This window comes from Bacillus sp. FSL W7-1360, assembly GCF_038592975.1.
In the GTDB taxonomy this organism is placed as follows: Bacteria; Bacillota; Bacilli; order Bacillales; family Bacillaceae_D; genus Shouchella; species Shouchella lonarensis.
In genome coordinates this window covers 2,029,809-2,049,758 of sequence record NZ_CP151950.1, presented here as the reverse complement: position 1 = coordinate 2,049,758, position 19,950 = coordinate 2,029,809, and the positions used below count along the sequence as shown (strand labels likewise).

Sequence of the window (19,950 nt, the reverse complement as noted above, 5' to 3'; positions counted from 1 at the left end):
GGGGATTTTGAATGATGGCAAAGTATTTTGGTACAGATGGTGTGCGTGGCGTCGCTAACACAGAGTTGACACCAGAATTGGCATTTAAGTTAGGTCGTGCAGGAGGATATGTTTTAACAAAAGAGGTGCAGTGTCCAAAAGTACTAATTGGGCGTGATACACGTATTTCGGGTGAAATGTTAGAAGCGGCGTTGACGGCGGGTTTTCTCTCTATAGGGGTTGAAGTCATGCGTGTAGGAGTGATTTCTACTCCTGGTGTCGCTTATTTGACAAAACAGTTAAACGCTACCGCCGGAGCGATGATTTCTGCTTCTCACAACCCAGTAGCGGATAACGGCATTAAATTTTTTGGATCAGATGGATTTAAGTTACTGGATAAACAAGAAATCGAGATCGAAAATTACATGGATGCAGAAGATAAGATGCCGCGACCTACTGGTGGTGGTGTGGGTCAAGTGAATGATTACTTTGAAGGCGCACAAAAGTATATGCAATTTTTAAAGCACACAATTGAAGGAGATCTGGCGGGATTACGTATTGCTATAGATTGTGCCAATGGGGCAGCTTCTTCTCTAGCGACACACCTTTTTGCGGATTTAAATGCGGATATTTTAACGATGGGATCGTCACCGAACGGTGTGAATATTAATGAAGGTTGTGGTTCAACTCATCCTGAAGCACTCGCTTCATTTGTTGTAGAGGAAGGTGCCGATATTGGTCTAGCATTTGATGGTGATGCTGATCGGCTCATTGCGGTTGATGAGAAAGGGAATATTGTAGATGGCGATGAAATGATGTTTATCATTGGGTCTTATTTGAAGGATCAAGGAAGACTGCAACATGACACGGTGGTGTCAACCGTGATGAGCAATCTAGGCTTTTATAAAACACTAGCATCTAGAGAAATCCATTCTGAGCAAACCGCAGTTGGGGACCGTTATGTAATGGAAGCGATGCGTAAAGGTGGCTTTAATCTTGGGGGAGAGCAATCAGGGCATATTATTTTCTTGGATTACAACACGACTGGAGATGGTTTGCTATCAGGATTGCAGTTGGCGAGCATTTTAAAGCAATCTGAGCAGTCGCTGTCAGCACTCGCGGGAGAAATGGCAAAGTTTCCACAAACGCTTGTAAATGTCAAAGTCACTGACCGTAATGCAGTGAAGGAAAATGAGCGTGTGAAACAAGTGATTGCAAAGGTTGAAGACGAAATGGCAGGAAATGGGCGTGTTCTTGTACGGCCATCCGGGACAGAACCGCTCGTGCGCGTCATGGTAGAAGCAGAGACAGATGAGCAATGTGCGGTGTATGTAAAACAGATTGTCACGGTTGTTGAAGAAGAGCTGGGTGCATAACTTTACACATAAAGAAGCGGACACGGTTTTGGGTGTTCGCTTCTTGTGATAAAGATGTATGCACGACGGATGGCTGTAGTGAATATACTGCTTGAGAGAAAAGGTGTTGACTTTCTCTTTAACTTTGTTATAAGATGGAGAGCGTATGAATGATCTATTCATACATTTAAAGCGCCAGGACTGATGACAGATCAGTTGACGAGGAGAGGGCTAATCGAACTTCGGCGGATTCCCTCCGGTTGCTGCATGACAGCCGTAAGCTTCTGTAAAAACAACAAGGTGACTTGTTGCACAAAGACAGAGGTCGCATGCACCAATACAAAGAGTGGGGGCACGTCTGCCCCTGTAGGTGTGCTCCCACTACGGGAGGAAAAGAATTATGTGTGGAATTGTAGGTTATATCGGAACCGATGATGCAAAGGAACCATTGCTTTCTGGTTTAGAGAAGCTGGAGTATCGGGGTTATGACTCAGCGGGTATTGCTTTACGGAATGAGCAGGGCACGTATGTATTTAAAGAGCAGGGACGAATTGCCACGTTGCGTACCGCGATAGATCAAGATGTGATGGCATCAGTTGGCATTGGTCATACCCGTTGGGCGACACATGGTGTGCCGAGCAAACGGAATGCGCATCCACATCAAAGTGAAAGTGGTCGGTTCACGCTCGTGCATAATGGTGTGATTGAAAATGCCGATTCACTCAAACAGGCGTACTTAGTAGGTGTGCCATTTGCTAGTGATACCGACACCGAAGTGATTGTTCAGTTGATTGCCCGTCTTGTGGAAGAAGACGGACTTCAGACAGAAGAAGCAGTACGCCAGGCACTCTCACTTATGAAGGGTTCTTATGCGATTGCGCTTCTCGATGAAGAAGATAAAGAAACAATCTTTGTGGCAAAAAATAAAAGCCCACTTTTAATTGGCGTCGGTGAAGGCGTGAACGTCATTTCTTCAGATGCAATGGCGATGCTACAAGTGACGGATCAATTTTTAGAAATTGAAGATGGTGAGCTTGTGCTTGTTCACCGTGATGCAGTGACGATTAAGTCTCCTGATGGTGTGATCCAAGAACGTGCACCTTATCAGGCTGAGCTTGATGCAAGCGACATCGAAAAGGGTATGTATGATCACTTCATGTTAAAGGAGATTGATGAACAATCGATTGCATTGCGTAACATCATTCAGAAGTACCAACATGAGGATGGTGAGACGCGCCTTGATAGTGATATTCGTACTGTGGTGCAAGAAAGTGACCGGGTTTACATCGTTGCTGCTGGAACAAGCTATCATGCAGGCCTTGTTGGAAAACAACTGATGGAAAAGATTGCACATAAACCGGTTGAGGTGCATATTGCAAGTGAGTTTGTTTATAATATGCCATTGTTGTCCAAAAAACCACTCTTTGTGTTTATTTCTCAAAGTGGCGAAACAGCAGATTCACGTGCTGTGCTCGTCAAAGTAAAAGAACTTGGTCATCGTACGTTGACAATTACAAACGTGCCAGGCTCAACATTATCACGAGAAGCGGATTTCACGCTCCATACGTTTGCGGGGCCAGAGATTGCAGTGGCTTCCACGAAGGCGTATACGGCGCAAATGGCAGTGTTGACATTACTAGCAGTCGACACAGCCCGCGTATCGGGTATTGAGCTAGATTTTGATCCATTACAAGAGCTTGGGATTGTTGCCAATGCGATTGAGGCACTGTGTAGTCAAAAAGATGTATTTGAAGAGATTGCCAAAACATATTTGATGACTACCCGCAACACGTTCTTTATTGGGCGTGCGGTCGATTATTATGTAGCTTTAGAAGGCGCACTAAAACTAAAAGAGATTTCTTATATTCAAGCAGAAGGATTTGCTGGTGGTGAATTGAAGCACGGAACGATTGCTTTAATTGAAGAAGGCACACCTGTTATCGCACTTACGACACAATCGCATGTCAATCTAAATATCCGTGCCAATGTTCAGGAAGTGGTTGCACGGGGGGCATCGCCAATCATTTTGTCGATGGAAGGATTAGAACAACCGGGTGATACGTTTGTGTTGCCGCGTGTACACGAATGGTTAGCGCCACTCGTTGCAGTTGTGCCACTGCAACTGATTTCTTATTATGCTGCGCTACACCGAGGTTGTGACGTTGATAAGCCACGCAACTTGGCTAAAAGTGTGACAGTGGAATAACGTGTCAAATTTGCAAGAAGCTTGTTATGGTGGTAACATCATGACAAGCTTTTTTATTGTAAATAAGGAGGAGACGGGTTGATGAGAAGTGAACAAGAGATGTACGAGTTGATTCTTGGTGTGGCGCAAGAAGATGAACGTATTCGCGCGGTGTATATGAATGGATCGAGAACAAATCCAAAGGCGCGTAAGGACATGTTTCAAGATTATGATATTGTGTATGTAGTGACAGATGTTACTCCATTTGTAAAAGATCAACAATGGTTAAGTGTGTTTGGTGAGCAACTTATGATGCAAGAACCTGATAAAAATGATCAAGTATGTGCGCATATATCAGGAATGAACGTCGATACAAACGAGTCCTATGCGTTTTTAATGTTGTTTGCTGACGGGAATCGGATTGACTTGCGATTGCAAACAAAAGAAGCAATGCTGCAAGAATACGGAAAAGAGAGTTTAACGAAGTCTTTATTAGATAAGGATCGTTGTTTACCAGCGATTCCTGCTCCGACGGATCGAGATTATGTTGTGAAGCAACCAACAACGGAACAATTTTTTAGTTGTTGTAACAACTTTTGGTGGTGTTCACAAAACATCGCGAAAGGGTTATGGCGCGATGAAGTTCCTTATGCAAAGTATATATTTGAACAAGTTGTCAGGGTTGATTTAGATGAAGTTGTGTCGTGGTGGATTGGTTGGAAGCATGGTTTTTCCATTTCTACTGGGAAGCTGAACAAAGATTTTAAGAAACATTTACCGGATTCCTATTGGGAGATGTATCAACAAACCTATGCTGATGGAGATATAGATCGGATGTGGGAGGCGCTTTTTTGTGCTTGTGACCTTTTTCGTACGCTGGCAAAAGAGGTGGCCGCCGCATTCAAGTTTGTATATGAGACCGCAGATGATGAGCGGATGACTAAATATTTACAAGGTGTTCGGGCACTGCCGGTAAGGACAGCGACAGGGTATTAAAAAATGCTTCTCTCCGCACGATGGGAGAGAAGCATGGAGCTTATGCTAAATGAGCATACCAGCAATGACAGCGTTCATTAAGTTTACAAGTGTGGCCGCTAGTAGCGCCTTGAAACCGTATTTTGCGATGATTGCACGGCGATCAGGAACAAGGGCGCCAAGCCCACCAATTAAAATGGCCACAGAACTGATATTTGCAAAACCACAAAGTGCAAAACTTGTGATCGCAAACGTCCGATCGGACAGTCCAGCTTGCGCGTCCATTAAGGATGCGAAACCGATGAACTCATTCATAATTGTTTTTTTGACCGATAAAAGATCCAGCTTGAACTGCTTCTGCCCACGGGACACCAGCAATAAAAGCAAACGGCGCAAAAACCCATCCTAGGATTTGTTCAAGCGTAATGGTACCAATCCCAACACCATTAGTAATGGTTCCCAAAATTAAGTTGATAAGCGCGACCAATGAAACGAAAGCAATTAACATAGCAGCAACGTTAAGAGCAAGTTTTAATCCGTCAATTGCCCCACCTGCAGCAGCGTCGACAACATTTTCCGACCCAGTGACGTTTTCTAATTTAATCTTATCCTTTGTTTCGCTGACGTCTGTTTCTGGAATGAGCATTTTGGCCATTAGTAAGCCACCCGGTGCAGACATAAAGGTAGCGGCTAGCAAATATTCGAGAGGGATGCCTAATGCAGCAATCCCCGCCATAACAGAGCCGGCAACAGTTGCCATACCACCCGTCATTACAGCAAATAACTCAGAGGTCGTCATTTTGTTTAAGTAAGGCTTTACAAGTAGAGGTGCCTCTGTTTGTCCGACAAAAATATTTCCAGCAGCGGAAATGGACTCGGCTTGACTCGTACCAAGTAAGCGAGAAATCCCACCACCAATATAGCGAACGATGAACTGCATGATCCCGAAGTGATAAAGGATACTAATCACAGCAGAGAAGAAGATAATGATCGGCAGTACTTGGAAAGCAAAAATAAATCCAATGCCGTCAAGCCCAAGAAGGCCTCCAAATAGGAATTCAATACCGTCTCCGGAAGTACCAATGGCCTCTTGAACACCATTTGAAACCTTTTCTAATAAAAATTTACCAGGACCGGTCCAAAGCACGATGACTGCGAACAAAAATTGCAGTGCCAAAGCGCCGAGGATGGTCCGCCAGTTGATGGATTTTCGGTTGTTGGAGAATAAGTAGGCGATACCTAAAATCACGAGCATGCCGCCTAATCCCCATAGAACGTTCAACATTGAGAACGCCTCCTATTCTTGTTTAATAACGTGTGACGCACGTAGTGGGAAAGACCGTCTTTGTTACATTCCCCTAAAAATGGTTTTTCTTACATGATTATTTAAAAGTTTTGACGGATCCTGATCAAAGCTTTTAAATTAAAGCGGATACAAACGGTAACGTATTTCTATATAAGTGTATTATTTCCAATGTTAATCATTTCAATATCCACTTTACTTCAGTATAAAAAATATCAGGATATTTGTCAATGACGGTGGGAATACGTGAAATTATGACAAAAATCGTGACAGTCCCGATGTGTGTTGATACACTGTGACTAAGGAGATGGTGAATAATGAATGAAGCAGCAAAACAATATTGGGAAATGTTTTGGGACAGGAACAGAGAAGAGGAAGGTAAGGGGCAAGAGCTAATTGTGAAAGAGTGTCAATTTGGGGACGATCCAAAAGGTTTAGCGCAGAAAGTGATTGATGGGGTGAAGACGGCAACGTGTTCAGCACACATATTTTATGAAGTCGAAAATGAGCCGTTACCAGTAGTAGGTCAGTACGATGTGATTTTAAATGAACGTGAGGAACCGGTTGCGATCGTTCAAAATGTCGATGTCCAGCTCGTACCATTTAACGAGGTGTCAGAGGCATTTGCGCTGGCTGAAGGAGAAGGCACGTATGAAGAGTGGCGTAATATTCATGTTGCCTTTTTCACAGAGGAATTGTCAAAAATTGATCGCGTGTTTTCTGAGGACATGCTACTTGTGTGTGAAACCTTTAAACTCGTCGATGTGAAGAAGGAGCAATAGAATCACTCTTTCTTCACATCCCTAGCTTGAGCACAACTGTTTTAAGCGTGGGATATCATCCCATCTAAGCGCAACCTCTGTCAGCGTTTGACCGCTAAGTTGAAAGGTTACTTCATGATCGTCAACGGCTCCTAGTTTGCGGTAGAAAGCGCCGTGGCGATTGTCTGGGATGACACGTACAAGCATATTTTTCAGTGAGTTTCCGCATTTTTCTAGTTCAGTAATGAGGCTGGAGAGTAAGCGTTGACCGATGCCTTGGCGCTGATATGTGTCGCGCAAGTAAATGGCGTATAATTCTGCATCAATGCCAGCTTTTTTTCTCTCGGGGCCTCCGGTCACAAAACCCACCACTTCGTTATCGCAAGTTGCAACGATGAGGGCTGTGTCATTGCGGATAGGCAGTCCCGTATCTTTATGAAAATACGCACGCCATATCTTTTCTTTTTCTTCGTAACAGAGTTGATCTAAATAAGATTGGTTGATAATGCCTTTGTACGTTGTGCGCCAACTGTCGACGTGAACTCGGGCGATACTAGCTGCGTCTTTAACTGTCGCTTTGCGGATCGTAGTCATGATCATTCTTCTCTCTTGTCCGGTGCAACGAGTTCGACTTTTATCCGATCGGGGTCTTCGAAAAAGACTGCATAATAATTAGATCCACCAGCGAATGGATGGCGGTCTTTGTAAAGAATATCTATCCCTTTTTCTTCAAGGGCACGAGTCATGTCATCAACCTGTTTGCGAGAAGTGGCATGAAAAGCGAGATGATTTAGGCCAGTTCGTCTCCGGTGGTAAGGTGGATGCTGATATTTTTCTTCTGTTTGTGTAAAGACAAGGTAGGTATCGCCGCTTTTCCAACTACACCCTTTGTCCCATGATTGGAAGAGTGTATAACCGAGCTCACTTAGCAGTGGACTCCAAAATTGCTTGGAGGCAGTAAGGTTTGATACATTCAATTCAACGTGATGAAGCATGATGGACCCCCATTTTGTGTCTGGTTTTTGTTATCATAATATAGATATAAAGAATGGGTCAACAAATATGTAAGGAGAGGGACGCTCAATGCGGTTGAACAGATGATTTGTCATTCGTATGCGTGCGTGGTGGCAGGGTGCCGAAGAAGGTGAGAGGATCGCTTGTATTGTAAGGAAAGCGGGTGGCGATTGCAGTTGAACGGGCGATAAGGAGGTCTTAAAAATGAATATTAACATTACACCACTACAAGAAAGTGACATGGAAGATTTGTTTCAATTTGAAAAGAGACATCGTGAATATTTTCGGCAGTCCGTACCGGATAGAGGTGACGACTACTATGAGCCGGCTACATTTTTGGAGCGACAACAGTCATTACTCGCAGAACAGCGAGACGGAACTTCTTATTTTTACTTAATTAAAACGAAAACAGATGAGATTGCGGGCAGAATCAACCTTGTTGACGTAAACAAAGCAAAACGTTCAGCGGAACTGGGTTATCGTGTCGGTGAAACGTATGTAGGAAAAGGGGTGGCAAGTGCGGCACTGTCGCACTTGCTCCGGGATTTACCGGCTGAGATTGACATCATTCAGGCAAAAACAACGCCAGACAATCGCGGTTCGCAAAAAGTAATGGAACGAAATGGATTTCGTGCTTGTGGCCATACGACCGAGGGTGGCCTGACGTTTGTGCATTATGAGTGGCGGCGGTGAGTGGAGGGGGTTAGGTGGGTGTCATGCGTGTTTTAGCTTACGTTGTGCTTAGTGTCACTGGCGTGGTGAAGTTGGTGCATATTCTCTTTGATTTAAGAAGAGAGGATAATGATATGCTTGTGTTTCTTCTCAATCTGTCTGGACTTCTGTTTTGGGTAACGTTACTATTACTTGTCCTTTCTTCAGATACGAAGGAAAAGAAATCACATTAAATAACTGACAAAAATGTGTGTGGGAGTCCTAGGCGCTTTCCTCACTCCTCTGGCAAAAACGCGGTCACCGTACCAAGCTCATTTTTTAAATACGTGCGAATGGCTTGTGGGAAACGGGCGACACTGGCAGCGCTGTCTTTCATCCGTGTGATAAGTTTGGTGTGGTCAATTGTTGTGTAATCGTAAGCAAGCGTTTTGCGGTAGCGGATGAGCTGCTTTAACGCGTTTGCGTCTGTTTTTTCAAGAACGCGCTCGTCTAGGAGGATGTCGATGATGTCTTCATAGCTGCCTGGATCACGCATAATGAAGCCATCAATCATTTGGTTGCCAACATCAATGATTGCTTCAATTGTCACCATTGCTGCACGTTCTAAAGCGAGACGAGTAATGAGATCGCTCGGGAGGGGTGGCTCATTTAACATTGGTTGTAATGTTTTAATATAAGTGAGTGTCGCTTCAATTCGTTTTTGATCAACAAAGTACATAATCACGAAGGCTCCTTCTTTTTATGTAAGCGGTCGTTTGTTTTTACGCGTTTTAACACAAAGTAAGCACAGCCGAAGTTGCAGTATTCATATAAATAGTCGGGTAAGGTGCTAATTTTTTTGTCGAAAGTGGCGCGTCTGTTTTGGTCGTCAAAAAAGCCACGTAGCCGGAGTTGGTTATAACCCCAGTCGCCAACAATGTAGTCATATTTATTTAATACATCACTATAACGTTCTTGAAAAGCGACTTCGTCCCAGCCGTTTTTTTCATCGTGAACGAGTTCAAAAGAGACACCTGATATGACAACCATCACGTGCACCTCCTATTTGTTTGTTTCTTTCAATAGTTTACCATACAATTTCAATCTTTGCTGTAATGGTGTATGTTTTATATGTAGGGTGAAAGAATTGAAAGAAGTTCGTTCTTATTTCACATTTATTTTGTAAGCTAAAGATAGTTGCTTGGGGGTGAGAGGATGCGGCGTGTGAGCTTGATGTTACTTGTCGTGGTTTTGATTAGTGCGTGCGTCAAGGAAGCGAGAGTGACTTTACCAGAAGAAGGGAGTCCTTTTTTAGTTGTATCTCATTTGAAAGATCCTGCGCTAACATTTGTCGATCCACATACATATGAAGTTGTGCAGACAGTCCCATTAGAAGTGGCATGGCAAAAAATGATCCAAGTCAATGACACGTATTTATGGGCGTTACAAAAACAGTCCGGGGCATTACAGCAGCTTGCAAAAACAGAAGGTGTTCTTACCTCATTAACAGATGTAGGGTCGGGATTCAGTGATGTTGCCTTTTCTGAAGAACGGAATCGTGTTTACGTTGCTGATCCTAAGACCGGGCAAGTACATCGGATTGATCCTCAAGCAAAGTCTTTGGAAGTATCGATTGAGGTTGCAGGTGTGCCCGATGAACTGCTACTTTCTGGCGACGATCGTTTGTTTGTACTTGATGTATCTGCTTGTAAAGTGAGTGAGATTGACTTGAACAAGGAGGCTGTTACGCGCACTTTTGCGGTAGAAGACCGGGCAACTGGACTGTTTTTCGACGGACAATGGTTATGGGTTGGTGGACACGGAGCGATGGGTGAGTTGAATAAGTCGGTGTATGCGTATGATGTGCGTACAGGCGAACAAGTTGCTGAAGTAGAGGTAGGCTTGATGCCGATTGCCACGATATCCAGTGTGGACGGGCGCTCTCTTTATGTTGTTTCGCACGGGGATGATCATTTGTATGAAATAGACCGAGAAGCACAACAAGTGACACGCACGGTACGTGTCGGTCAAAACCCGAATTATATTTATCGTCGAGACGGGGTGTTGTACGTAAGTAATGTGGATAGCGATTCAATCTCGATCATTGATGAGGCGACATTCACGGTTAAAAAAGAAGTGCCAGTTGCTGGAGGACCTCATGCAATGTTGATGGAGGAATGGCATGAATAACACAATGAAAACAGTGCTTGTCGTTGATGATGAGCGTGAATTACGGGAGCTCGTTTCTCTCTATTTGAAAAAAGAAGCGTACCATGTGTTATGTGCGGCGGATGGGAATCACGCGTTGCAGATGCTCGCATCTTCGTCGGTTGATCTTGTGATTTTAGATGTGATGATGGACGGGCTAGATGGGTTTTCCGTTTGTGAAACGATTCGCAAGACGCATGTGCTGCCAGTGATCATGCTGACAGCACGTAGTCACGAAGAAGATAAAATTAAAGCGTTAAAGCTTGGTGCAGATGATTATGTGGTGAAGCCGTTTAGTCCGAAAGAATTGCTTGCCCGCGTTGAAGCGGTACTGCGCCGGTCGTATGATGTACCGCGGATGGCGGATACAATTGTTGCTGGTGAGCTTTTGATTGACCGCGGGGGGCGGGAAGTTTATATCGCCGGAGACGTGGTGCGTCTCACTCGTAGAGAGTACGAACTTTTACTGTTTTTAGCTGAGCATAGGGGACAAGCATTTTCGCGCGAACAATTGTTTCGACAAGTATGGGATGAATACCGGGACCATAGTACATTACGGACGGTGGACACGCATATTAAGACGTTGCGCTTAAAGCTTGGTGAAGCAGGGAGATTCGTTCAGACGGTATGGGGTATTGGTTATAAATTTGAGGGTGTACGATGAGGCAATGGTCGACTCGAACGAAAGTGTGGACAGGCATCGTTGTCGTCATGTTGTTGCTCGTTGTTGCGGTGCTTGCGCTACTATTTTTTTTATACGAACGGCTTTATGTTGATAAACAATTGGAAATGATGTTGTTAGAGGGTGAGGCACTTGTTCATATTTATGAAACGGAGGGCGCACAAGCGTATTTCCAAGATCGTGTCACATGGGCGAATGGCAGCTCGGAAGCAACGTTCACGTATAGTGAGGATCCAATGGTGTTGGCAAGTGGTGCGTTATTTGAAGAAGATACCGATTATCATCTCATTACACTAGCAGAGCGTGAGCAACTACTACAAGGAGAAACGGTTGTTGTGCGGCGGGCGCATCCTCGTTTTAACCAAGAATTGCTTGGGGTAGTCTTACCGCTTATCGTCGACGAGCGGCTTGAGGGGGTTGTATTCAGTTCCTTGCCATTAGCTGATGTGTACGAAGCGTTTTCTGAAGTGCAGCCCTTACTTTATGGAATGATTATACTTGTGATTGTAGCGATTGCCTTTGTTGGTCATCGTGTGAGCCGCCGTTTGGTCGATCCATTATTACAAGTAAAAGAACAGGCAAAAAAAATGGCTCTGGGCGATTTGCAGGCACGCTTGCCAACAAAGCAGTCTACAGTGGAATTTTCTGAGTTGGCTCATGCAATCAATCGTCTCGCACAAGCGTTAGGCGAGACTGAGCAAAATCGGCGTGCTTTTTTAGCAGATGTTGCACATGAGCTTAGGACACCGCTTAGTTACATGAAGGGCTACGCCGAGGCTGTAACCGAAGGCGTCGTTGAGACAGAAAAAGGGATGGCAATTGTCACAAAAGAAGTAGCCCGAATGGAACGGTTGGTTCATGATTTGCTTGATTTAGCGCAACTCGAAGGTGATACGTATAAGATGCGTGAACAGGTGCTTGTTTTTGCCGAATTGATCCGCGAAGTGACAGCAACGTTCGCGTTGCGGGCACAGCAAAAAGAAGTGGCGCTTGTACTCGATTTGGATGAGACGGTAATTGTGGAAGGTGATAGCGACCGACTCCAGCAAGTAATCGGTAACTTACTCGATAACGCGCTGACGTATTCTTCTGTAAATCAAACGATCACACTTACATTGTATCGTGAAGGTTCATCCTGCCAGTTTGTGTTGGCAGACCAAGGAAGTGGCATCCCTATTGTTGATTTGCAGGCAGTGACGGAACGATTTTACCGGGTGCACAAAGGACGGAGTCGAAGCGATGGCGGCACAGGGTTAGGACTGTCAATCGTGTCACAAATTGTTGCCAAGCATCAAGGGAAGTTTCAGTTAAAATCAGAAGAAGGCAAAGGAACGACGGCCATTGTGACGTTACCAATGTTAAAATAATGGAGGTAGAAGAAGATGAAATGGATTGGAAAAACGATGTGTGTTGCTGGATTAATGGTGCTTGTTGCGTGTGGCAACGATGCGGCTGAAAAAGAGAAAGAACCCCAAAAAGAAGAGGCGGTTGAAATGGTGGAAGTAGAAATCCCGATGAAGGACGAAGCGCCACTGAATGAAGAAGTAGATTTAAAAGCTGAAGTGACTTATAAAGGTGAGACAGTTGCTGATGCAGATGAAGTGCGATTTGAAGTGTGGAAACAAGATAAAAAAGATGACGCTGTTTTCTATGACGGGAAACTTGAGGGAGACGGTTTATATCATGCTACGCATACATTTGAAGAGGACGGCATTTACATCGTACAAGCCCATGTCACAGCAAAAGATATGCACGTAATGCCGAAAGAATCAATTTTTGTGGGTGACGTGTCTGAGGAAGAAAAAGCCGCTTTTGAAGAAGATGAGGATGAGAAAGACGATGAGAGCGGTGGACATGGCGGGCATTAATATGGGAGAGAGGCTGCAGCTTGGGGCTGTGGCTTTTTTCGTGTTGTAGTGGAATAAATGTTTGAGCATTTCATTGTACAGTGATTTCTCTGTTATGTTAAACTGCGAATACGCTTTCGTCAATGTTGCGGAACACAGACTTTTAGAGAAAGAAGGATTAATATGCCCTACTGCAAAGTGCGACAAGCTGATATTTATTATGAGGATATAGGGGAAGGGAAACCGATTGTGATGCTACACGGCTATACACCGGACCATCGCTTAATGAGTGGTTGTATGGAACCGATAGTTGCTGAAAGGGACGGATGGCGCCGTATTTATATTGATTTACCAGGAATGGGCATGACAAAAAATTATCACGAAATCAGCTCGTCTGATGAGATGTTGGGTGCTGTTTCAGATTTTGTCCAAGCGATTCTGCCTGGTGAATCCTATATCGTTGCTGGTGAATCTTACGGTGGCTACATTGCAAGGGGACTTATTCATCAGCAAAAAGAGCGCATACTCGGCGCAGCCTTTATTTGTCCGGTCATCCTTCCTTTAAACGAAGATAGAACGGTAGAGAAACATAAAATCATGAAGATAGACGAAGCCTTTATAAAGCGTTTATCAAAAGAAGAGTTAGAACAGTTCAAAAGTGACCAAGTGGTGCTTGATGAGTACAATTGGTTACGGTATAAAAATGAAATTATGTCCGGATGCAATATTGCTGACCAATTATTTTTGAACAAAGTGAAGGAGCAATATCAATTTTCATTTGAAGTGGACGATGTACCATTTGAGAAGCCGAGTGTATTCCTTTTAGGAAAGCAAGATTCGGTTGTTGGCTACCAAGATGCGCTCAACATCATGGACAAGTACCCGCGCAGCACATTTGCTGTACTCGATATAGCGGGCCATAACTTACAAATTGAGCAACCACAAGTGTTTCATGCGCTTATCAATGAATGGTTGGATAGAATAGAAACCTAGTGTAAAGGTTTACAAAGGAGGCGTTTGTGAATGATAGAAACAAAACGACTATGCTTACGTCCGTTTACAGAAGATGATATTCCGCGGCTGCATGAGATTTTCTCTGATCGTGAAACGATGGCGCATTATCCATCCCCGTTTAGCTATGAGAAGACAGAAGCTTGGGTGAGATGGAATCAGGAAAGCTATGAAGAAAATGGCTTTGGGCTCTGGGCAGTTTGCTTACGGGAGAGTCAAACATTGATCGGTGATTGTGGATTGGTTAAGCAAACAGTCGATGGCTGTACCGAAGTGGAAGTGGGTTATCATATTGATAAAAATCACTGGTCACAAGGCTTTGGTTCTGAAGCTGCGTTCGCTTGTAAAAACTATGCGTTTGAAACGTTAGGATTGAACCGAATCATTAGTATCATTGTACCGGACAATATGCCGTCGCGTCGTGTCGCCGAGAAAATTGGTTTGCGCGAGGAAAAGAAATCATTTGTGTTTGGGAAAAATCATGTTATCTATTCAGGTGAACGTTAAATATTATATTCGGGGGGATACCTATGCAACATTATATTTGTGAAACGTGCGGTGTGTGTTGCTAACGGGGGATGTCATTCAAGTCGTCCCCGATCAAAATTGGGTCAGCTTTATGTACAGTTATCCAAATTTGATCCCATTGCCTGCAGAGAAAGTGCGAGACATTGCGAGTAAGGTCGGGGCGTTGCCGTTTAACCGCATTTACAACGCCTTCCATCGGATAGTAAAAGAGGATGCGCGCGCGGCTGTACAAAAGTCAGCTGAGCGGTATATTGCGGCACTTGATGGGACGTTGTTTCAGGCTTGAATTGTTGTGAGGGGGATTTATTGCTACTAGAAATAGCGACTTTTTAGATGTCTCCCTCCGTAAAATTGTCGAAAGGGAAGTTGACAAATGATCAATAATAAAAAACAATCTTTCTATCTGATGTTAAATATTGCGCGGAACATCCTTGTTATCGCGTTATGTTTTATCGCAATCATTACAGCACCGTGGATCATTATTTATCTTGGATCTACGACTTCTTTCATTTCCTTTCAAGGCAATAATATGATGTGGCGTGATATTTTGTTTTTTTGGGACTTTATGCTCCTGGGAACACTCGCCTTAGGTTTATTTTTGCTCATCACATTTTCTTTTCTAGCCAAAATCGTTCGGGAACGCTCAATTGTTTTAGGGAGTATATATGGGGCGTCTCTACTGCTATATTTGGGGTTATATGTTTACATATATCAAGCGATTTCTCCGAAGTTAGAAACAAACTTAGCAGGTTCATTGTTGATTGCACTTGTTTGGATGGTGACAGCTGTTTTGTTCGGTTGGGTTATTGAGAAAATGACAAGGGAAAAGTAAGTAGAGGTTTTCAAGGTGAAAATTGAGTATATGACAACCTATACAAATGTAGAGGGGGACATTAACACGATGTTCGTGTTTTTAATACGCACAATTCTTCCCGGGGTTCTAATCTTCTTTCTAAGTTCCATATTGTTGTACTCTATATACAAAAAATTGTCTTCTCTAGTAAAACATCTGTTTTTGAATGCAATGATACCCGCTATCATTGTTGCTAGTTATTTATTGTTTCTGTATGATTTCACAAAAATAGGTATGTTGTTTTTCGCATACTTTCCGGTCGCATTTCTCTGCTTCGTCATTTTCGGTTCCATACCACAAATACTTTGCGTGCGCTTGCAATCTTCCCGTGTACAACGCGGGTTTATCTATATGATGACAGGTGCAGTTGGTTTTCTCTGTTTACTTTTGATTTTTAGAGAAGGAAGAAGTTTGGTCGACACGATCGACGTCAACATCATCATTCTTTATGTACTTTCTTGGGGCACATTTTTTTTCATGGATGTATGGTTAGATAGAATGGGTGATTCCGATAAGTAGGGCATATGATTACTCATTCGAAAAATGGTTAATGTGTGGGTTGCGGTAAAAAGATAGAACTCTTAGGGAAGAAAGAAGGTAGGCATGTGACAGTGACAGCATGCTACCTTCTTTCTTCGTGTGTCTACTTAGGTTTACTTAGAACTCAAATCCAACCGGAACGAGTAGCAAAACTTTTCAAAGCCTATTCTTTCGTAAAACCGGTGGGCATCGAGTCTTTGCAGTCCCGATTCTAATGCGATGTACTGACACCCTTGTTCTCGCGCGTAATCAGAGAGGTAAGTGATCAATTTTGCACCGTATCCTTTTGAGCGTGCTGTTTCTTTTGTCACGAGATCATAGATGTACAAGTGCTTTTTGTTGTAAAAATTCGTCTGAATCGCGACGCCTGCGATCGCTGTTAGTTCTTGCCCTTCCATGTAGCCAAATATCGCATAACCACTCTGTTGCATGTCTTCAAATAAGTGGGTGAATGCTTCGTGTGAAAGGTCTGGTCGTAATGTGTGTAATAAATCATAAGCAAGTTTGATGTCAGTTTCTTTTTTGAGTGGCTTGATCATGGGATTTCTCTTTTGTATGTCGGCGTTTACCCTCAATCTCCCACTCTCTTTACTTTCCATTATCAAATCACCACCTTGGATTGTTCCAATGCCATCCACGATCCAACCATGTTGCTGTTTTTGTGGGACTTGGGAGAGGACGAGCTGTGCTTGCGGAGCGTACTTGAGTCCTTCGCCTGTGTAAAGAATAATCGGTTGTTTGATCATGTAAGTTTGCCCGTTGATGTTCAGTTCTACAAATGACTGGTGCAATGTTTTTCCATCGTATTTTAATATGTTCATTGGATCGAACTGAGTGAGGGTTATGTCTCCTTCTATTGTAAGGGTAAATCCTGATTTGTTCATTACATGGGCAAAAGTGTTTGCCATCTCTTTTTGAAAGGTAGAGGCAAGTGCCTTCGTTTCTGGACCGATGTGAATAGTGTCTGGATACGTGATATTAGCGCTTACATTGCTTTTCAATTGTTCATACAACGACAGTTCATTCTCAAAGAATGATTTTCGCCAATTCGGTTTTTGTATGTCTAATAATAGACAAAGAAGGAGTCCGCTGTAGTAGCAGCTTTCACGTAGTTTTAGTAGTGTTCTTTTTTTATCTAGTAATTTTTCAGCATACGGTATAATCGCTGTTTTAGGTGTACAATCTCGTTTCATCGCGTACGCATGAAGTTCTGTATACAGTGCAGGTCCCTCGATTGTTTCAACTTGTAATTCGTAATGAACAAAATCATTCATGAGCGTGGTGCGTTGTTCACGGCAAGCGATGAAATGTTGTAAATGCTCATTTTTCTTTGCTGGAGATGCCGCCATGTATGCTTGATGGAGATGATGGCGCTCTTGATTTCGTAGCTCAATGTTTTCTTTTGAGAGTGGATATAATACGCCTTGGCATTCATCTGGGAAGCGTGCTTCTCCTTTCATATATTGATAGCCGTGAAAAAGTTCGTGTATCAGGATGGCATATTGTGATGCGCCGTCATTATACCGTGTAACATCAATGATGGCAGTTGGGTAATCTTTATATACGATAAGCGTGTCTGCACAAAACTGAGCTGTTTTTTTGCAGAGGGTCGGTTGTCGCTCAAATTTTGGATGATTGTACAAAAGGACTTTCTCTTCATCATAGAGGGCATAAGCGACTGCGCTAAAGCCAGGGAAGTACGTCGTTAAGTCTGTATTTGCGAGCGGATCAGTCAGTACGTTAGGAAAAGTCATGGTTGTGTCCCCCTTCTTCATTGTTCTTCTCTGACTAGTATAGCTTAATTCTAAGATGCGGGAAATACAAATGCCCGGCGAATCGCATCATGATTCACCGGGCTTATTTCATGTCTCTAACGCCCTCAACCGCGCCTTCAACTCCTTAATCTCCGTCTCTTGTTCAGCTGACAGCATTTCTGTCGTTGCACTAATGAGTGTTGTGAGCTGAAATTGCAGTTGCTCGCGCTCATTAGCACGTAGCTGTGCGGCTGTGTCGAGCCGAGGATGGGCGCGTTTTTCTCGGTAAGCGCTGTAGTTACTATCATACATATCAACGCGCCCTTTTTCTACATGCAGAACGCGGGTGGCGATTTTCTCTAAAAAGTACCGGTCGTGTGAGACAACAACGAGAGCGCCGTCGTATCCCTGCAACAAATCCTCAATAATTTCGCGCGTATCAATGTCGAGAAAATTGGTCGGTTCGTCCAGCACAAGTAAGTTTGCCCCGCGTAAATAAAGCTTCAAAAACGCAACCCGACATTTCTCACCCATACTAAGCGCGCGCACTTGCTTATACACATCATCTCTAGAGAAGAGAAAACAACCAAGTAATGTGCGAACATCCGCTTCAACAGTGCCTGGAATCGTTAAAAAAGAGTCGAGGATTGTTTGCTTGGCAGACAAGTCATCAAGTTCTTGTGAGAAATAGCCAATTTTCGTTTGTGGACTCATCGAGACTTTCCCAGTAACAGGTGTAAGTGTGCCAATCATACATTTGAGCAACGTCGTTTTGCCAGCGCCATTCGGACCGGTGACGGCAATTTTGTCGCCGCGGTTGACAGAAAAGGTGACATTTGTAAAAAGGTTTTTGTGCCCGTAGGCAAAAGAGACATCTGTCGCTTGTAGCAATGTGCGACCGGCAAAAGAAGTTGCTTGTAAATGCATATGGAGACGGTCACTTTGTTGTGGTTTACGAATGCGCGACTCATCAAGACGTTTCAGCGCCGATTCTTTGGCGTGTAGACGGGAGACATTTTTCTTTGCCTTGGCGCGGGCAAAATCATTTTGTCCAGCTTGTTTATGAGCGGCTTGAAACCATTGTTGGTAATTACGAATGGCTGCCAGTAACGCTTGGCGTTCTTGTTCTTGTTTTTTTGCTTCAGCTGCTTGTGTTTTCTGTTCGATGTCTTTTTGGTGTCTGTAAGCTGTATAACCGCCTTCGTAACGGGTGCAACTTGTTTCGGTTAATTCATAGATCGCATCGGACGTTTCATCAAGGAAGTAGCGGTCGTGTGATACGTACATGACAGCACCTTCATATTGTTTGAGCCATTTGGCAAGCCACGTAATCGTTTCTTCGTCTAAATGATTGGTCGGTTCGTCCATCACTATACAATGAGGTTGTTGCAATAAAATACGAGCAATTTGCGCGCGCGTTTTTTGTCCGCCGCTTAACTGAGAGACAGATGTGTGCCAAGTGTCTGGTGGTAGTCCGACGGTGTGCAAACATTTTTCTACATCCGTATCGAGGTTGTAACCATCCATTTGCAAAAAACGTTCATATAATACTTCGTAACGTTTGAATGAATCGGGGTCTGCCAGCTTTTGTGTCAATGTCTCTAATTGTTGTTTTATGAGTGCGCGCTCATGGTCTCCGGTTGCAACATAGTCTTGCAACTTTGCTGTTGCATGGACTTCTTGGTGCAAGAAAGCCCATTGCGAGACGGGAACCATGTGGGTCACCGACCCATGATCGAACGTGGTGTCTCCGCATAATCCGCGTAGTAGCGTCGTTTTGCCAACGCCATTTTGTCCGTATACGGCGATGTGCTCTCCGTTCTTTAATTCGATGTTGATATTTTCAAAAAGCGTGTGTCCACACCATTCTTTTTTTAAACAAGTTGCTTGAAAAATAAACATATCCATACCTCCCATGAATGTCGCGAAAAGTGTGAGGAAACGCGCACGTAAAAATGATGGGTAATATGGATACACAAATAAACGCTTAGCCGCTATGTACGGTATAAGCTTGTTTCTATTGTTTGTGGTCAACATCGCCCTAAAAAAGTGCATACGAATCCCGTCTTTTCACGCTAAAACTGTGCGTATTTGTCGGGTTATGAAAGAAACAGTTCGTATGATTACTTTTTAAGCTCGATGTCGTCCACCTCCAGTACATGTTTTCCATATGAATTTTACATTGCTACAGGAACCATGTCAATAAATCAGTAGAAAAATGATTGACAGCGTGGGTGGATCACGGTAAAGTGGAGCACGAAGGATGTTTGAGATGAGAAAGATACGTTGGAGTTGAACAGTCTA

General features: G+C 43.6%; 19 protein-coding genes and 2 pseudogenes. 14 read left to right on the top strand and 7 right to left on the bottom strand.

What is annotated here, in order from left to right; genetic code table 11:
* The first annotated feature begins 14 nt into the window (after window positions 1–14).
* The 3 genes from glmM (at window position 15) to NSQ26_RS10525 (ending at window position 4,515) form a co-directional block, all read left to right on the top strand.
* Window positions 15–1,355, top strand: coding sequence for a phosphoglucosamine mutase (gene glmM / locus NSQ26_RS10535; protein WP_499718134.1), 1,341 nt, complete (start codon window positions 15–17; stop codon window positions 1,353–1,355).
* Between the two features lie 379 nt (window positions 1,356–1,734).
* Window positions 1,735–3,540, top strand: coding sequence for a glutamine--fructose-6-phosphate transaminase (isomerizing) (gene glmS, locus NSQ26_RS10530; protein ID WP_499718133.1), 1,806 nt, complete (start codon window positions 1,735–1,737; stop codon window positions 3,538–3,540).
* 81 nt (window positions 3,541–3,621) lie between these two features.
* Window positions 3,622–4,515 (top strand): aminoglycoside 6-adenylyltransferase, encoded by an 894-nt coding sequence (locus tag NSQ26_RS10525; protein WP_499720044.1) that lies wholly within the window; start codon window positions 3,622–3,624, stop codon window positions 4,513–4,515.
* 45 nt (window positions 4,516–4,560) lie between these two features.
* Here NSQ26_RS10525 and NSQ26_RS10520 read toward each other — a convergent pair.
* Window positions 4,561–5,776: pseudogene (locus NSQ26_RS10520) on the bottom strand (NupC/NupG family nucleoside CNT transporter).
* A 338-nt stretch (window positions 5,777–6,114) separates the two neighbouring features.
* Here NSQ26_RS10520 and NSQ26_RS10515 point away from each other — a divergent pair.
* Complete coding sequence (locus tag NSQ26_RS10515; protein ID WP_499718132.1) at window positions 6,115–6,579, top strand: ASCH domain-containing protein; 465 nt, start codon at window positions 6,115–6,117, stop codon at window positions 6,577–6,579.
* Between the two features lie 21 nt (window positions 6,580–6,600).
* Here the strand turns inward: NSQ26_RS10515 and NSQ26_RS10510 are convergent, their stop codons facing one another.
* On the bottom strand, window positions 6,601–7,152 hold the full coding sequence (locus NSQ26_RS10510; RefSeq protein WP_499718131.1) for a GNAT family N-acetyltransferase: 552 nt from the start codon (window positions 7,150–7,152) through the stop codon (window positions 6,601–6,603).
* A 2-nt stretch (window positions 7,153–7,154) separates the two neighbouring features.
* Window positions 7,155–7,553, bottom strand: a complete 399-nt coding sequence (locus NSQ26_RS10505; protein WP_499718129.1) for a VOC family protein — start codon at window positions 7,551–7,553, stop codon at window positions 7,155–7,157.
* Window positions 7,554–7,776: 223 nt separating this feature from the next.
* On the opposite strand from NSQ26_RS10505, the gene NSQ26_RS10500 reads away from it, so the two are divergent.
* Together NSQ26_RS10500 and NSQ26_RS10495 are read left to right on the top strand one after the other, a co-directional pair.
* Window positions 7,777–8,265, top strand: a complete 489-nt coding sequence (locus NSQ26_RS10500; RefSeq protein WP_499718128.1) for a GNAT family N-acetyltransferase — start codon at window positions 7,777–7,779, stop codon at window positions 8,263–8,265.
* 14 nt (window positions 8,266–8,279) lie between these two features.
* Window positions 8,280–8,477: a hypothetical protein gene (locus tag NSQ26_RS10495; RefSeq protein WP_090776723.1), complete on the top strand. Its 198-nt coding sequence runs from the start codon at window positions 8,280–8,282 to the stop codon at window positions 8,475–8,477.
* 41 nt (window positions 8,478–8,518) lie between these two features.
* Here NSQ26_RS10495 and NSQ26_RS10490 read toward each other — a convergent pair whose 3' ends face one another.
* Window positions 8,519–8,962, bottom strand: coding sequence for a DUF86 domain-containing protein (locus tag NSQ26_RS10490; RefSeq protein WP_090776724.1), 444 nt, complete (start codon window positions 8,960–8,962; stop codon window positions 8,519–8,521).
* A gap of 2 nt (window positions 8,963–8,964) precedes the next feature.
* Complete coding sequence (locus tag NSQ26_RS10485) at window positions 8,965–9,273, bottom strand: YutD family protein (protein WP_499718127.1); 309 nt, start codon at window positions 9,271–9,273, stop codon at window positions 8,965–8,967.
* Between the two features lie 165 nt (window positions 9,274–9,438).
* Between NSQ26_RS10485 and NSQ26_RS10480 the strand changes: the two genes are divergently transcribed.
* The 8 genes and pseudogenes from NSQ26_RS10480 to NSQ26_RS10445 all read left to right on the top strand — a co-directional run bounded on the left by NSQ26_RS10480 (window position 9,439) and on the right by NSQ26_RS10445 (window position 15,331).
* Window positions 9,439–10,413: a YncE family protein gene (locus NSQ26_RS10480; RefSeq protein WP_499718126.1), complete on the top strand. Its 975-nt coding sequence runs from the start codon at window positions 9,439–9,441 to the stop codon at window positions 10,411–10,413.
* Entirely contained in the window at window positions 10,406–11,095 is a 690-nt protein-coding gene (locus NSQ26_RS10475; protein ID WP_499718125.1) for a response regulator transcription factor, read from the top strand. The genes NSQ26_RS10480 and NSQ26_RS10475 overlap by 8 nt, the downstream gene beginning before the upstream one ends.
* Window positions 11,092–12,480: a sensor histidine kinase gene (locus NSQ26_RS10470; protein ID WP_499718124.1), complete on the top strand. Its 1,389-nt coding sequence runs from the start codon at window positions 11,092–11,094 to the stop codon at window positions 12,478–12,480. The genes NSQ26_RS10475 and NSQ26_RS10470 overlap by 4 nt, the downstream gene beginning before the upstream one ends.
* A gap of 15 nt (window positions 12,481–12,495) precedes the next feature.
* Entirely contained in the window at window positions 12,496–12,981 is a 486-nt protein-coding gene (locus NSQ26_RS10465) for a FixH family protein (RefSeq protein WP_499718123.1), read from the top strand.
* A 162-nt stretch (window positions 12,982–13,143) separates the two neighbouring features.
* Window positions 13,144–13,953 (top strand): alpha/beta fold hydrolase, encoded by an 810-nt coding sequence (locus NSQ26_RS10460; protein WP_499718122.1) that lies wholly within the window; start codon window positions 13,144–13,146, stop codon window positions 13,951–13,953.
* A 30-nt stretch (window positions 13,954–13,983) separates the two neighbouring features.
* A complete protein-coding gene (locus NSQ26_RS10455) occupies window positions 13,984–14,478 on the top strand; it encodes a GNAT family N-acetyltransferase (RefSeq protein WP_499718121.1) in 495 nt (164 codons plus the stop codon).
* 55 nt (window positions 14,479–14,533) lie between these two features.
* Window positions 14,534–14,785 (top strand): annotated as a pseudogene (locus NSQ26_RS10450) (hypothetical protein); the annotation flags it as partial.
* Window positions 14,786–14,872: 87 nt separating this feature from the next.
* Entirely contained in the window at window positions 14,873–15,331 is a 459-nt protein-coding gene (locus NSQ26_RS10445; protein ID WP_499718119.1) for a hypothetical protein, read from the top strand.
* 674 nt (window positions 15,332–16,005) lie between these two features.
* On the opposite strand, the gene NSQ26_RS10440 is transcribed toward NSQ26_RS10445, so the two are convergent.
* Together NSQ26_RS10440 and abc-f are read right to left on the bottom strand one after the other, a co-directional pair.
* Entirely contained in the window at window positions 16,006–17,646 is a 1,641-nt protein-coding gene (locus tag NSQ26_RS10440; RefSeq protein ID WP_499718118.1) for a GNAT family N-acetyltransferase, read from the bottom strand.
* Between the two features lie 108 nt (window positions 17,647–17,754).
* The gene (gene abc-f / locus NSQ26_RS10435) at window positions 17,755–19,548 is read right to left on the bottom strand and encodes a ribosomal protection-like ABC-F family protein (RefSeq protein WP_499718117.1); all 1,794 of its coding nucleotides are present in this window, start codon (window positions 19,546–19,548) and stop codon (window positions 17,755–17,757) included.
* Window positions 19,549–19,950: the final 402 nt, after the last annotated feature.

Bases quoted from the DNA above. Each gene is read 5' to 3' on its own strand.
- glmM (WP_499718134.1), top strand. From the start codon at position 15: ATGGCAAAGTATTTTGGTACAGATGGTGTGCGTGGCGTCGCTAACACA.
- glmS (WP_499718133.1), top strand. From the start codon at position 1,735: ATGTGTGGAATTGTAGGTTATATCGGAACCGATGATGCAAAGGAACCA.
- NSQ26_RS10525 (WP_499720044.1), top strand. From the start codon at position 3,622: ATGAGAAGTGAACAAGAGATGTACGAGTTGATTCTTGGTGTGGCGCAA.
- NSQ26_RS10515 (WP_499718132.1), top strand. From the start codon at position 6,115: ATGAATGAAGCAGCAAAACAATATTGGGAAATGTTTTGGGACAGGAAC.
- NSQ26_RS10510 (WP_499718131.1), bottom strand. From the start codon at position 7,152: ATGACTACGATCCGCAAAGCGACAGTTAAAGACGCAGCTAGTATCGCC.
- NSQ26_RS10505 (WP_499718129.1), bottom strand. From the start codon at position 7,553: ATGCTTCATCACGTTGAATTGAATGTATCAAACCTTACTGCCTCCAAG.
- NSQ26_RS10500 (WP_499718128.1), top strand. From the start codon at position 7,777: ATGAATATTAACATTACACCACTACAAGAAAGTGACATGGAAGATTTG.
- NSQ26_RS10490 (WP_090776724.1), bottom strand. From the start codon at position 8,962: ATGTACTTTGTTGATCAAAAACGAATTGAAGCGACACTCACTTATATT.
- NSQ26_RS10485 (WP_499718127.1), bottom strand. From the start codon at position 9,273: ATGGTTGTCATATCAGGTGTCTCTTTTGAACTCGTTCACGATGAAAAA.
- NSQ26_RS10480 (WP_499718126.1), top strand. From the start codon at position 9,439: ATGCGGCGTGTGAGCTTGATGTTACTTGTCGTGGTTTTGATTAGTGCG.
- NSQ26_RS10475 (WP_499718125.1), top strand. From the start codon at position 10,406: ATGAATAACACAATGAAAACAGTGCTTGTCGTTGATGATGAGCGTGAA.
- NSQ26_RS10470 (WP_499718124.1), top strand. From the start codon at position 11,092: ATGAGGCAATGGTCGACTCGAACGAAAGTGTGGACAGGCATCGTTGTC.
- NSQ26_RS10465 (WP_499718123.1), top strand. From the start codon at position 12,496: ATGAAATGGATTGGAAAAACGATGTGTGTTGCTGGATTAATGGTGCTT.
- NSQ26_RS10460 (WP_499718122.1), top strand. From the start codon at position 13,144: ATGCCCTACTGCAAAGTGCGACAAGCTGATATTTATTATGAGGATATA.
- NSQ26_RS10455 (WP_499718121.1), top strand. From the start codon at position 13,984: ATGATAGAAACAAAACGACTATGCTTACGTCCGTTTACAGAAGATGAT.
- NSQ26_RS10445 (WP_499718119.1), top strand. From the start codon at position 14,873: ATGATCAATAATAAAAAACAATCTTTCTATCTGATGTTAAATATTGCG.
- NSQ26_RS10440 (WP_499718118.1), bottom strand. From the start codon at position 17,646: ATGACTTTTCCTAACGTACTGACTGATCCGCTCGCAAATACAGACTTA.
- abc-f (WP_499718117.1), bottom strand. From the start codon at position 19,548: ATGTTTATTTTTCAAGCAACTTGTTTAAAAAAAGAATGGTGTGGACAC.